Source organism: Paenibacillus sp. OAE614, assembly GCF_040546645.1.
Lineage (GTDB): Bacteria > Bacillota > Bacilli > Paenibacillales > Paenibacillaceae > Paenibacillus_AQ > Paenibacillus_AQ favisporus.
The window spans coordinates 1-13888 of the sequence record NZ_JBEPOD010000001.1 but is presented as its reverse complement, the minus strand read 5'-3'; the positions used below and the strand labels follow the sequence as shown (position 1 = coordinate 13888).

Genomic DNA, 13888 nt, shown 5'->3' with positions numbered 1-13888 from the left:
CGAAGCGTTGTGCTCCTTCAGATTCTTCCCCGCGCAAGCTCAAGTTCTGGCGCTATTGTTGCTAACCTCACGACCCTCGCTTTCTGTTTCGTAATGACATTTACTAATTATATTCATGTCATCTCCGTTTTGCAATCGGGCTGATAGCCCCAAATCGGAGTCCCCGTTATATACCCTGTAAAAAAGCCGATGAAACCGCAATTCTAGTCTCACCGGCCTATGGCATTTATGCTTTATTTTATAGAAAAAACCAACATTTACCTGCTATGCTAGTTCCCGTTTCACCACATCGACGATTTGGGAGACATACTGATCCAGGTCCTCCTTATTAGGACCTTCAGCCATGACGCGGATCAGCGATTCCGTGCCTGAAGGACGAACAAGTACCCGGCCGTTATCCCCAAGGATCCCCTCAACGGCTTGAATAGCATCCTTAATGGCCGCATTGCCTTCATACTTGCTCTTGTCCTCTACCCGTACGTTTACCAACACCTGAGGGTACTTGCGCATCATCGTTCTCAGCTCGCTCAGCTTCTTGCCCGAAGCCTGGATCGTATCCACCAGCTGGATCGCGGTCAGAATGCCGTCACCGGTCGTATTGTAGTCCAGGAAAATAACATGCCCGGACTGCTCTCCGCCCAAGTTATAGCCGCCTTTACGCATTTCCTCCATCACATAGCGGTCGCCGACAGCCGTCTTGGCCGTTTTTAGCGCCAGCTTCTCGGTCGCTTTATAAAAACCGATGTTGCTCATGACGGTCGATACGATCGTGCCGTTGTTCAGCTTACCCTGCTTGTTCATAGCGTCGCCGCAAATACAGAGGATGAAATCGCCGTCGACTTCCTCGCCCTGATCATCAATCGCGATCAGACGGTCCGCGTCTCCATCAAAGGCAAGACCCAGGTCGGCTTTGGCCTTGAGCACTTCTTCTCTCAGCTTTTCCGGGTGGGTGGATCCGCAGTGGTCATTGATGTTCAACCCGTTCGGCTCGGTGCCGATCGTAACCACCTCTGCGCCAAGTTCCTCAAACAGCTTAGGAGCCAGCTCATAAGCCGCGCCGTTGGCACAGTCGAGTACGATCTTCAGCCCGTCAAAGCTGTGGGAAATCGTCGTTTTCAAATACTCCAAATATTTATATTTCGATTCATTATCGACAATAACATTGCCCAGATCCTTGCCAATCGGACGCGGAAGCGTATCTTCGGCTGCGTCCATCAGCTCTTCGATTTTCAGTTCGGTCTCGTCGGACAGCTTGAAGCCGTCCCCGCCGAAGAACTTAATGCCGTTATCTTCGACCGGATTGTGGGAAGCCGAAATCATAACGCCGGCGTCCGCCTTTAACAACCGTGTAATATACGCCACCGCTGGCGTAGATACAACACCTACACGGATAACATGCGCCCCGATGGACAGCAGACCCGCAACCAGTGCCGATTCCAGCATAACTCCCGAAATCCGGGTATCCATTCCAATGACAACCGTAGGTTTCTCCACGTCCCCGGTCAACACATAACCGCCGCAGCGTCCAATGCTGTAAGCCATTTCGGCCGTCAGTTCTTTATTGGCAACACCGCGTACTCCATCAGTTCCAAAATATTTCCCCATAATTGATCTCCTTTTTGAGTGCATCTCTAGTTACTATATGTGTTCGTTCAGATCAGGGTGAGCCGGTATCTGTCTGTGGCTCCTGCCCTTCCGGCGGCGGGGTATCACCCGCCGTTCCATTGTTGTCTGTCTCATCCACGTTCGTCGAATCCGTCTCGGACCCTGAATTGCCGCCTGTTCCTTTATTGCCGTTGTCGGTCGTTCCCTTGCTGTTATCTTCAGGCTTCGAGTCCGGCTGGGTCGACGTTGCTGCAGCATTATCCTTGATCTCTATGGTCGCCGTTAGCGCATTTCCCTGATCCACCCGCGAAACATAGCGTGGGAGGACCACCTGCAGGTTCACCTGATGCGTACCGGGCTTCAGGTTACCAACGCTGGCGATGAGCTGAATGTCATCCTTTGTCAGGCTGTTCAGCAGGCCAGGAGCGCCGCTCAGCTTAAGCGACATGGTGCCGCTTGCCGGGCTCTTGATCGCGGCCTGCACGTCAGAGCCGGCCCCGCTGATCTTAATCGGAATGTCGTCAATCACCCGCTGGGAGTTGGACACCGTGGTGATTTCAACCTCCATAGAGCTCGGCTCGATTTTCTCAAAACCCTGCGGTGGCGTCAAGTCCACAGGAAGTACCATTGTTCCCGCTTCCTTGATCTGCCCCAAATCCACATCGACGTCATTATAGGACTTTATTCCCGCAAGCGCATCTTGAGAACCGTACAGCTTCACGGTAGTCACGCTTGGCTGAGCCTTTGAAATCACGATGCCGTCAGGCAGTTGGCCCGAATAGTGCAGTTCGATCGGCACCTCTTTGTATGGCGGCGTAATCGGTACGACCACGGAGATGGTTGACGGCTCAATTACCGCCCCCTCAATTTCCTTCCCCTGCTTGTCCAACGCGGTCAGCTTCACCCGCTTTTCCTTAATCGTTGCGTCTTCGCCATCAATGGATACCGATCCTTGAATCTTATCGACCCTTTTCAGGTCACTTTCAGGCAGCGTAACAGACACCGTAGCCGGTTCCATCGTAATGCTGCCCATCTGATAACCAGCTGCCGGCTCCCCGCTCGTCACGATCGATACCGGGAAAGACGATGTATCCCTCTTTTCAATATTGACAGTCACAGTTGACGGCTGAACGTTGACCACCTCAATTCCCGAAGGAACGTCTACGGTAAGCGGCAGCGTGCTGGTGCCTACTTTCGCTTTGCTCAGGTCCAGCCTTACTTTATAATCTTCCGAGTACATCGAGAGCAGGTCCGACTTTTTTCCTTTGACCTCGAGCTGAACCTGATCCGTGTCCATGGCGCTCAGGATATACTTCTTCTCATCCAGTCCAAAAGCCTGTACCTTCACATTATCAATGATCCGTGAATCAATTTTAGCGGTAGGCGTAGGCGTCACATCGTTCAAATGAACCATGCTCCATAGCAAAATACTTACGGCAAGCGCCAGCACTTTCGAAATATTGTTGTTATTGATCCACTTATTCATGATTATCATTCCCCTTCCGCTTCCAGAAAACAGGACGTTTTTCTTTCGCAGAGGAATTTGGACGGAGCTCTTCATACAGTTTCGATATTAAGGATTCTTCTTTAATATCACGAACGACCTGACCGTTAATGGCTAACGATATTTGTCCGGTTTCCTCCGATACGACGATGGACACCGCATCCCCTACTTCACTGATCCCGATGGCCGCCCGGTGCCGGGTGCCCAGCTCCTTGCTGATAAAAGGATTCTCGGACAGCGGCAAATAGCAGGCGGCAGCGGCGATCTGCTGGTTCTGAATGATCACGGCACCGTCATGGAGAGGTGTATTCGGTATAAAAATGTTAATGAGCAGCTGGGAGCTCACCATGGACTGCATAGGAATCCCGGACTCCGTATATTCATTGAGACCTGTCTCCCGTTCAAATACGATTAACGCTCCGATCTTTCTGCGAGCCAAATAGTTCACGGCCTTAATGACTTCGCCGATCAGCTTATTGAGCTGTTCATCCTCCGCCGATGAGCGGCCAAACAGCTTGCCCCGCCCCAACTGCTCCAGCGCCCGCCGAAGCTCCGGCTGGAAGATGATAAAGATCGCTAAAATGCCAAAGTTAAATATCTGATTCATAAGCCATTTAAGGGTGTACAGATCAAACCATGTACTGAGCGCCCAGATGATGACCAGGAACAAAATCCCTTTCAACAGCTGAACCGCCCGGGTCCCCCTGACAAGCAAAATGACCTGATAAATGATATATGTAACGATGGCGATGTCAATGATATCTTTAATGGACTCTTTCCACGTTAAGTCCGCAAAATAACTCATACTTAGGCCCCCATACTCCCCTTCATGATGATGGGTCTCTATGTCATTTAATTTCCCCTATATTACCTAGGTTATAACGTACACCTTCAGGTTGCAAGCGGCCGCGGTTTCAAATTGGAACCATTTATAAATATTTCCAACAAAAAAGACGCCCGCTTTGTCCCAAAGAGGCGCCAATATCCACAAATATCAAGATTTACTAACGATAGGCGACATCAGAGAACATGTTTGTGATTTTATACCATATCCAGTCCATCGCCTGATCAATGCTCTTCACCTGACCCGAAATATGGGCGGTTGAGGCTTGGTACAGCGATCCATCGATGACCGTCAAATTACCTTGGACGTCACCATAGATCTGAGTCTTTCCATTTTCTACCGTCAAATTGCCCGCAATACTTTTGCCTTCAGGCACGATGACCGTGTTCCCTTCAATGACAACTTGATCCAGATCACTGCCTTTAACCACCAGTTGGGTATCCTGATCCCAGAAGCTCACGGTACTAAACAGCATCACTAAGACAAATATAGCCGCGGCTGTAATGGCCGGATGTCTCTTGACCCATGTAAGCCATAGCTGCTGCTTCTTCTGCTTCGGGAGAGAATTCATGATCCGCTCAGTCAGCTCAAGAGATGCAGACGGCGTATGATGCGTCAGTGAGTACATCAGCATATCCGTCTGTTCCAGCTCTTTAAACTGCATCCGACAGTCAGGGCAGGACAGCATATGGGTCTTAAGCTCCAACTGCTGCTCCTTGGACAAGTCGTCATCTAAATAATCATGCATTAAAGAGACGGCTAATTTGCAATCCATTCTGAGCCAATCCTTTCATTAATATGAATGTATTCAATCTCCCCGGTTCAGGGGCATAGGTCAGTTTCATTTGTAATACGTACAGGTTCTGAAGAAGTTTCAAAACCGAAGCTCGTTTTCTATAATTTGGGCTCTAATTTTTTACGCAAAAACTCGCGACCCCGGTGCACCCTCGTTTTAATCGTTGTTACGGGCATTCCCAGCACATCGCTGATTTCCTGCAAGGACAAATCCTGCAAATACCGGAGGACCATGACCGACTTATACTTCGCCGGAAGGCTCTCGATCGCTTCGTAAATGATCTGCTGCGTCTCCGAGATCAGCGTCTCGCTCTCAGGCGTCCGGTTATCGCTTGGAATCATCGAATACCCGTCCATACCTTCCTGGTCGTTCATCTCAGCATCAAGGGAATAGGTCGGTTTCCTTTTCCTCAGCCGGTCGATGCATAAATTGGTTCCGATGCGGTAAATCCATGTGGAGAATTTCTGATTCTGGTCATACCTGTCCAAATTTTTATATACGCGTAAAAAAGTCTCCTGAACGACGTCCTCCGCTTCGTGACGGTTGTTCAGCATCCTGTAAGCCAGATGATAAATTTTGTCCTTGTACAGTTCCACAATTTCGGCAAACGCCCGCTGGTCCCCTTTCAGAGCCAGTTTCGTCAGCCGGTTTTCTATATTTTCCATCAAGATTCCCCCAGACTTGCTGATGGGTACGACAACAATTTATTTTTCCATTCAAATCGTAAATGAAGTCTCTCTAAAAAGCAAGACAAGCCGTATAACAGAACAATAGGAAAGCCGCAGCGCCTGGGGTTCAGGCACTGAGCTTTCCTATTCTGGCTTCAGGGATGCTTATTGAAGTAATCGTATCATCAGCCTGTGTTCCGGAGTCCCGAGGCAATGCCGTTGATCGTGAGCAGAACCTCACGCAGCAATTCTGCATTATCCTCATCCTGTTCGCGCAGTCCGCGGAGCTCGCTGAGCAGCTGTACCTGCAAATAGCTGAGCGGATCCACATAAGGATTGCGGAGGCGGATCGATTCCTGAATGACAGGCACATTATCCAGAATTTCTTTTTGTCCTGTAATTTTCAAAATCAGCTCTGACGTCAGCTTGAACTCTTCCTCAATCAGTCCGAAGATACGGCGGCGTGCCTCATCGTTGCGGGCCATGCCGGCGTATTCCTTGGCAATGACCATATCCGCCTTGGCGATCGCCATTTGAAGGGAATCGATCAACGAAGTGAAGAAGGAGAACTTCTCGTACATCTCCTGCATCACCTTCAGATTCTCTTCCTTGTTCTGATAAAAGCTCTGAAGGCCTGTACCCGCGGCGTACCATGCAGGAAGCAGGTAGCGGCTTTGGGTCCATGAGAACACCCACGGAATGGCGCGCAGATCTTCAAAACGGTCGGTATTCTTCCGCTTGGAAGGACGCGAACCGATGTTCAGCTCTCCGACTTCAGGAAGCGGCGTGGATTCCTTGAAGAATGCCAAGAAATCCGGATCACGGAAGATCAGATCCTGGTACTTATTCCGGGAAACCTCGGACATCTCGCGCACGATCTCATCCCATTGGGCTTCGTTTACGTCATCCTCTTCCGGCGAACGTGCGTTGATTGCTGCCGTCACCAGAGCCGATGTTGCCTGTTCCAAGCTGCGGTAAGCAATGCCCTTCAGCGAATAGCGCGAGGAAATGACCTCACCCTGCTCGGTGATCTTGATGCCTCCGCCGATGGTAGAAGCCGGCTGCGCCAGAATGCTGCGGTTCAGCGGCATGCCGCCGCGACCCAACGATCCGCCGCGTCCGTGGAAAAATTTAAGCTTGATGCCGAACTCGCTGGCGACAGCCGTCAGCTCTTTCAGAGCAACCCGCAGTTCCCAGTTGGCTGTAACCGCGCCGCCGTCCTTGTTGCTGTCGGAATAACCCAGCATAATTTCCTGAAGGTCGTTCCGGGCCGTAATGCTCTGACGATAAATCGGCAGTTTGAAAAGCCGTCTCATAATTTCCGGAGCGGCGTGCAGGTCCTCTATGGTCTCGAACAACGGAACCGCCTGCAATGTACATTCTACGGTACCGTCCGGAACTTGCCGGAACAGCCCGACTTCTTTGGCGAAGACCATGACTTCCATAATGTCACTGGCTCCTTCAGCCATACTGATCAGGTAGCTGGTAATGCAATCTTTACCGTAATCCTGCTGTGCTTCCTTGACTACCCGGAATACATCCAGGCACTCTTTAGTACTTGGGCTGTAGTCCTGATATACCGACGAGATCGGTCTCGGTTCGCTCAGCAGCTTCGTGAGCAGCTCAATCTTCTCCTCTTCGGAAAGCGCTGCATAGTCCGGCGTAATGTTGCTCTTCTCCAGGACCTCTTTCATCGCATTCTCATGTTCCTGGCTGTGCTGACGGATATCCAGCGCCGCCGTATGGAACCCAAACAGCTCCACCTGACGAATCAGCTTCTTGATATAAGTATCTGCTACATAGTCCGCAAAATGGAAGCGAAGACTGCGGTCAATAATGCTCAGGTCTTCGATAAACTCCGCGGGCGAAGCGTAGGACTCGGCTGTTCCTTTTTTACTGTCGTCCAGAACGTTCGCGATTTTCTCCATCATGTAAACCAGTTTAATACGGTATGGTTCCTTCTCATTGTTCCAAATATCCCTTTTTGTAACGGTTACATTTGCACGGTCCCGTTCAATGGAATCCTGAAGTTCCTTCGAAACTTCTACTATGGAAGTGCTGAAGCTCAAATACTGCATATATTCAACTAAAATGCGCTGATATTCCCGAATAGCCAGCTTGCGCTGCATACGAAGCGTCTGCGAAGTGATTTCGGCCGTCACAGATGGGTTACCGTCACGGTCGCCGCCGATCCATGAACCGAATCTCAGATACGTAGGCGCGTGCCAGAGGTGTCCCGGATAATACTTGGTCAAGCAGCGTTCCAATTCCTGATAGACGTCAGGCAGAACGTGGAACAGCGTCTCATGGAAGTAATACATTCCGTTCCGGACCTCATCCAGTACCGTAGGCTTACGGGCTCTAAGCTCATCCGTCTGCCACAGCGTAATGACTTCGTTCAGCAGCTTCTCCCGAAGCTGTTCGCGCTCGCGGAACGTAAGAGTCGGATTGTCCAGCAGCATGACATCTTCGGAAATCCGTTTATGAATATCCAGAATCGCTCTGCGCATGGCTTCCGTCGGATGGGCGGTCATTACCAATTCCAGGGACAGGCTCTCAATAATGTCCTGAACTTCTTCGACCGTAAAATTCCGCTCTTTCAGTTCCTTGATGGCCATCTCGATCGAATCGGGCTGAGCACTTTCTCCAGCTGAGCGCTCATAGTCCCGTTTTCTGCGGATCCGATGATTTTGCTCGGCGATATTCACAAGTTGGAAGTAAATCGCAAAAGCGCGAATCACCTGATGGCGAATATCCGGCTCAAGGGTTTCAACCATCTTTTTGAATTCTTCATACAATTCAGGCAAAAAAACAGAACGTAAAGATTTGCTTGTTTCACGGATCTTCTCAACGATATCTAAGAGTTCATTGCCCCCTTGATGAACAAGCACTTCCCCGAGTATGTTCCCCAAGAATCGCACGTCACGCCGCAGCAAGTTGTTTGAATTGCTTTTGTTCGCGGTTACCGTAAGTTCAGTCATGCTACTCCTCCCGTCTCTATCCCGTCTGTATTGCTTTCTCTTTGTTCATACTTTCTTAACATCATACAATAAATCACATCGAAAATCTGCACTTTTATTAAATAAAGCGCAGATTTTCGCGTAAAAACACGATGTAAAATATGTATTTTCATTCAGTCATGCCTAATTCCTGACATATGATTTACCAGATGTTATGAATAATACGGCGGTTTTCATTCTAAATAAAATACCGTATTGAGTTTATTTATGCATAGCTCAGATGCTTCATCCACTATTTACCACGTAAGTTAACTCATTAAACAAATCATCCCGTTAATATTTAACATGAGGTTAGTTTAACGAAAAATGTCTTTGAAACTTTTCATTACAGCAGCTGATTTAACTGTGCTCTCTTGTTCATATAGATGTTAGTTCATTGATCAACATAGAACACATATTAAGGAATCATGGGTATACCCAATATTAGATTGTGTTAGCTGCTTAGCTAGGCATAATAAAGATTTTTAAGAATGTAATTGTGTGGTTATTAACCCTCCATTTAAAAGGGCTAGAGGGGCAAATAAAGGGGGTTATAGAGGCAATCAGGTAAAACCTCAGAGAGATACCTTGTAATCGTGCATAACAGCCCTTTGAAGGCATCTAAAATTTAAAAGCGGACCTTCGGCCCGCCGCAGAGGTAGATGTTGACGCGCGTCCTGATTGGGTTCCTTCAGTGTAGCCGGCACGGACGGTCGTACCCACGCTGCATGGGTTCTCTCCCACACTACCGTTCTAAACAAAAAAACGCCTTTCGGCGTTATGTTTTATGTATGGAGCGGGTGATGGGAATACTCAACATCTCGATTAAAAAAGCGGGCCTTCGGCCGCCGCAGAGGTAGATGTTGACGCGCGTCCTGATTGGGTTCCTTCAGAGTAGCCAGCACGGACGGTCGTACCCACGCTGCATGGGTTCTCTCCCACACTACCGCTCTAAACAAAAAAACGCCTTTCGGCGTTATGTTTTATGTATGGAGCGGGTGATGGGAATCGAACCCACGCTATCAGCTTGGAAGGCTGAAGTTCTACCATTGAACTACACCCGCAGATCTTCGTGCAAGCCTTGAAACAATCATGACTTGCACGAAGCTGTGCATGCGTATCGGGATGACACGATTCGAACATGCGACCCCCTGGTCCCAAACCAGGTGCTCTACCAAGCTGAGCTACATCCCGATATCTATTGTAAAACAGTTAAATGGCGCGCCCTAAGAGATTCGAACTCCTGACCTTTTGATTCGTAGTCAAACGCTCTATCCAGCTGAGCTAAGGGCGCATATGGAGCGGACGACGGGAATCGAACCCGCGACCCTCGCCTTGGCAAGGCGATGCTCTACCGCTGAGCCACGTCCGCATCAAACAAAGTGGTGCGCGTGGAGGGACTTGAACCCCCACGTCAAAGACGCTAGATCCTAAGTCTAGTGCGTCTGCCAATTCCGCCACACGCGCAAAACTTGTAATTAAAACTGGTGAGCCATGAAGGACTCGAACCTTCGACACCCTGATTAAAAGTCAGGTGCTCTACCAACTGAGCTAATGGCTCTCACTGGCTGGGGATATAGGATTCGAACCTATGCATGACGGAGTCAAAGTCCGTTGCCTTACCGCTTGGCTAATCCCCAAAGTTACGAATAACTATAGTCTGCCCAATTTTAACTATTTCATATCATAAATGGTGGAGGCTGAGGGGATCGAACCCCCGACCCTCTGCTTGTAAGGCAGATGCTCTCCCAGCTGAGCTAAGCCTCCATGCAAACTATGTATCCATTAAAACACACGATGACCCGTCCGGATCTTTCCTTCGTTTAAAGGCAGCAAAGCTTGTCCCAACGAAAGTACATCCGACGAACCCTTTTTGGATTCTCATCCCTGATGCTAATAATGAAAGTGGTGACCCGTATGGGATTCGAACCCATGTTACCTCCGTGAAAGGGAGGTGTCTTAACCCCTTGACCAACGGGCCACAAATATGGAGCTCTCAACCGGGATCGAACCGGTGACCTCATCCTTACCATGGATGCACTCTACCTACTGAGCTATGAGAGCAAATGGCTCCCCGAACAGGACTCGAACCTGTGACAACTCGATTAACAGTCGAGTGCTCTACCAACTGAGCTATCAGGGAATATACCGCTTGGCAACGTCCTACTCTCCCAGGACCCTTCGGTCCAAGTACCATCGGCGCTGGAGGGCTTAACGGTCGTGTTCGGGATGGGTACGCGTGGAACCCCTCCGCTATCGCCACCAAACGTTCAAGTGTTTGATCACTTGAAAACTAGATACGAAACGAATCTGCGAATTAATCTAAGCATATGCTTCCGTAGCAAGCTTTCTTTCAGAAAGCTTTTAGGATAAGCCCTCGACCGATTAGTATTGGTCAGCTCCATGCATTGCTGCACTTCCACCTCCAACCTATCTACCTCGTCGTCTACAAGGGGTCTTACATACTGGGAAATCTCATCTTGAGGGGGGCTTCACGCTTAGATGCTTTCAGCGCTTATCCCGTCCGTACGTAGCTACCCAGCCATGCTCCTGGCGGAACAACTGGTGCACCAGCGGTACGTCCATCCCGGTCCTCTCGTACTAAGGACAGCTCCTCTCAAATTTCCTACGCCCACGACAGATAGGGACCGAACTGTCTCACGACGTTCTGAACCCAGCTCGCGTACCGCTTTAATGGGCGAACAGCCCAACCCTTGGGACCTACTTCAGCCCCAGGATGCGATGAGCCGACATCGAGGTGCCAAACCTCCCCGTCGATGTGGACTCTTGGGGGAGATAAGCCTGTTATCCCCAGGGTAGCTTTTATCCGTTGAGCGATGGCCCTTCCATGCGGTACCACCGGATCACTAAGCCCGACTTTCGTCCCTGCTCGACTTGTAGGTCTCGCAGTCAAGCTCCCTTCTGCCTTTGCACTCTTCGAATGATTTCCAACCATTCTGAGGGAACCTTGGGGCGCCTCCGTTACTCTTTAGGAGGCGACCGCCCCAGTCAAACTGCCCACCTGACACTGTCCCCATACCGGATTACGGTACCAGGTTAGAACCTAGATACGATCAGGGTGGTATCCCAACGGCGCCTCCACCTAAGCTGGCGCTCAGGTTTCAAAGGCTCCCACCTATCCTGTACAGATCGTACCCAAATCCAATATCAAGCTGCAGTAAAGCTCCATGGGGTCTTTCCGTCTTGTCGCGGGTAACCTGCATCTTCACAGGTATTAAAATTTCACCGGATCTCTCGTTGAGACAGCGCCCAAGTCGTTACGCCATTCGTGCGGGTCAGAATTTACCTGACAAGGAATTTCGCTACCTTAGGACCGTTATAGTTACGGCCGCCGTTTACTGGGGCTTCGGTTCACAGCTTCGGGATTGCTCCCTAACCGCTCCCCTTAACCTTCCAGCACCGGGCAGGCGTCAGCCCGTATACTTCGCCTTGCGGCTTCGCACAGACCTGTGTTTTTGCTAAACAGTCGCTTGGGCCTTTTCACTGCGGCCCCCTCGTGCTATTCACACTACCGGGGCACCCCTTCTCCCGAAGTTACGGGGTCATTTTGCCGAGTTCCTTAACGAGAGTTCTTCCGCGCGCCTTAGAATTCTCTTCTCGCCTACCTGTGTCGGTTTGCGGTACGGGCACCTTCACCTGGTTAGAGGCTTTTCTTGGCAGTGTGAGATCATGACCTTCGGTACTATAATTTTCCCTCCCCATCACAGCCCAGCCTTAAAGTGTGCGGATTTGCCTACACACCAGCCTCACTGCTTGGACGAGCATCCATCAGCTCGCGTCACTACCCTCCTGCGTCACCCCATCACTCATAACGGTTTACGGTGGTACAGGAATTTCAACCTGTTGTCCTTCGATTACGCCTGTCGGCCTCACCTTAGGTCCCGACTTACCCTGAGCGGACGAGCCTTCCTCAGGAAACCTTGGGCTTTCGGCGGATCAGATTCTCACTGATCTTTTCGTTACTCATACCGGCATTCTCACTTGTATACGCTCCAGCACTCCTTACGGTATACCTTCAATGCTGTATACAACGCTCCCCTACCCCTGATGCAAGCATCAAGCCATAGCTTCGGTGGTGTGTTTAGCCCCGTTACATTTTCGGCGCAGAGTCACTCGACCAGTGAGCTATTACGCACTCTTTCAATGGTGGCTGCTTCTAAGCCAACATCCTGGTTGTCTGTGCAACTCCACATCCTTTCCCACTTAACACACACTTGGGGACCTTAGCTGATGGTCTGGGCTGTTTCCCTTTTGACAATGGATCTTAGCACTCACTGTCTGACTCCCGGTCGATCAGTCGATGGCATTCGGAGTTTGACTGAGCTTGGTAACCCTTGCGGGCCCCGCACCCAATCAGTGCTCTACCTCCACGACTGCAAAACCGAGGCTAGCCCTAAAGCTATTTCGGGGAGAACCAGCTATCTCCGAGTTCGATTGGAATTTCTCCGCTACCCCCACCTCATCCCCGAATTTTTCAACATTCGTGGGTTCGGGCCTCCAGTGCGTGTTACCGCACCTTCACCCTGGACAGGGGTAGATCACACGGTTTCGGGTCTACGTCCACGTACTCATTCGCCCTATTCAGACTCGCTTTCGCTGCGGCTCCGGCTTCTCACCTTAACCTTGCACGGGAACGTAACTCGCCGGTTCATTCTACAAAAGGCACGCCATCACCCATAAACAGGGCTCTGACTTCTTGTAAGCACACGGTTTCAGGTTCTATTTCACTCCCCTTCCGGGGTGCTTTTCACCTTTCCCTCACGGTACTGTTTCACTATCGGTCGCTAGGAAGTATTTAGCCTTAGCAGATGGTCCTGCCAGATTCATACGGGGTTTCACGTGCCCCGCACTACTCGGGATCCGTCTCGGAGGGAACTGACTTTCGGCTACAGGGCTTTTACCTTCTATGCCGGGCCTTTCCAGACCTCTTCGCCTAACCAATTCCTTTGTAACTCCATGTGAGACGTCCCACAACCCCGGCCAGCAAGCTGACCGGTTTAGGCTGTTCCGCGTTCGCTCGCCGCTACTGACGGAATCACTCTTGTTTTCTCTTCCTCAGGGTACTTAGATGTTTCAGTTCCCCTGGTATGCCTCACCATAACCTATGTATTCAGTTATGAGTGACTGACTATTACATCAGCCGGGTTTCCCCATTCGGACATCCCCGGATCAAAGCTTGCTTACAGCTCCCCGAGGCAGTATCGTTGTTCGCCACGTCCTTCATCGGCTCCTAGCGCCTAGGCATCCTCCGTGTGCTCTTAGTAGCTTAACCATTTGACTCCTGTTTTGCCCGATTCGTTTTCTTGTTTTGCGCAAGCGCAAAGCCAAAGGCTCTCATCGTTCAAAACACTCGTCTGCTACTTTTAAAACTTAACTTGTTGTGACACAAGTTCAGCTAAAAGGATATTTCTAAAACGCAGATTCGTTTCGTTATCTAGTTTTCAAGGATCA

General features: G+C 50.2%; 6 protein-coding genes, 11 tRNA genes and 2 rRNA genes. All 19 read right to left on the bottom strand.

Annotation, left to right across the window (positions count from 1 at the left end; genetic code table 11):
* Positions 1 to 264: 264 nt before the first annotated feature.
* The 19 genes from glmM to ABIE48_RS00005 all read right to left on the bottom strand — a co-directional run bounded on the left by glmM (position 265) and on the right by ABIE48_RS00005 (position 13709).
* Entirely contained in the window at positions 265 to 1605 is a 1341-nt protein-coding gene (gene glmM, locus ABIE48_RS00095) for a phosphoglucosamine mutase (RefSeq protein ID WP_192717482.1), read from the bottom strand.
* A 52-nt stretch (positions 1606 to 1657) separates the two neighbouring features.
* Complete coding sequence (locus ABIE48_RS00090; protein ID WP_192717481.1) at positions 1658 to 3091, bottom strand: CdaR family protein; 1434 nt, start codon at positions 3089 to 3091, stop codon at positions 1658 to 1660.
* Positions 3084 to 3914 (bottom strand): diadenylate cyclase CdaA, encoded by an 831-nt coding sequence (gene cdaA, locus ABIE48_RS00085; RefSeq protein WP_076176252.1) that lies wholly within the window; start codon positions 3912 to 3914, stop codon positions 3084 to 3086. Before cdaA ends, ABIE48_RS00090 begins: the two co-directional genes overlap by 8 nt.
* 199 nt (positions 3915 to 4113) lie before the next feature.
* Positions 4114 to 4728 carry a zf-HC2 domain-containing protein gene (locus ABIE48_RS00080; RefSeq protein WP_076176254.1) on the bottom strand — a complete coding sequence of 205 codons (615 nt, stop codon included), beginning with the start codon at positions 4726 to 4728 and terminating at the stop codon, positions 4114 to 4116.
* A gap of 119 nt (positions 4729 to 4847) precedes the next feature.
* The gene (gene sigW, locus ABIE48_RS00075; RefSeq protein ID WP_076176256.1) at positions 4848 to 5414 is read right to left on the bottom strand and encodes an RNA polymerase sigma factor SigW; all 567 of its coding nucleotides are present in this window, start codon (positions 5412 to 5414) and stop codon (positions 4848 to 4850) included.
* Between the two features lie 188 nt (positions 5415 to 5602).
* A complete protein-coding gene (ppc, locus tag ABIE48_RS00070) occupies positions 5603 to 8398 on the bottom strand; it encodes a phosphoenolpyruvate carboxylase (RefSeq protein ID WP_192717480.1) in 2796 nt (931 codons plus the stop codon).
* 1008 nt (positions 8399 to 9406) lie between these two features.
* Positions 9407 to 9480, bottom strand: a tRNA-Gly gene (locus ABIE48_RS00065).
* 56 nt (positions 9481 to 9536) lie between these two features.
* Positions 9537 to 9610 (bottom strand) — tRNA-Pro (locus ABIE48_RS00060).
* 23 nt (positions 9611 to 9633) lie between these two features.
* A tRNA-Arg gene (locus ABIE48_RS00055) sits at positions 9634 to 9710 on the bottom strand.
* Between the two features lie 3 nt (positions 9711 to 9713).
* Positions 9714 to 9788, bottom strand: a tRNA-Gly gene (locus ABIE48_RS00050).
* An 11-nt stretch (positions 9789 to 9799) separates the two neighbouring features.
* A tRNA-Leu gene (locus ABIE48_RS00045) sits at positions 9800 to 9883 on the bottom strand.
* A gap of 18 nt (positions 9884 to 9901) precedes the next feature.
* Positions 9902 to 9977: transfer RNA gene (locus ABIE48_RS00040), tRNA-Lys, on the bottom strand.
* 4 nt (positions 9978 to 9981) lie between these two features.
* Positions 9982 to 10056: transfer RNA gene (locus tag ABIE48_RS00035), tRNA-Gln, on the bottom strand.
* A gap of 51 nt (positions 10057 to 10107) precedes the next feature.
* Positions 10108 to 10183 (bottom strand) — tRNA-Val (locus ABIE48_RS00030).
* Positions 10184 to 10322: 139 nt separating this feature from the next.
* Positions 10323 to 10397 (bottom strand) — tRNA-Glu (locus tag ABIE48_RS00025).
* A 7-nt stretch (positions 10398 to 10404) separates the two neighbouring features.
* Positions 10405 to 10480, bottom strand: a tRNA-Thr gene (locus tag ABIE48_RS00020).
* Between the two features lie 3 nt (positions 10481 to 10483).
* Positions 10484 to 10559: transfer RNA gene (locus ABIE48_RS00015), tRNA-Asn, on the bottom strand.
* A gap of 7 nt (positions 10560 to 10566) precedes the next feature.
* Positions 10567 to 10683: ribosomal RNA gene (gene rrf / locus ABIE48_RS00010) — 5S ribosomal RNA — on the bottom strand.
* A gap of 98 nt (positions 10684 to 10781) precedes the next feature.
* A 23S ribosomal RNA gene (locus tag ABIE48_RS00005) occupies positions 10782 to 13709 on the bottom strand.
* Positions 13710 to 13888: the final 179 nt, after the last annotated feature.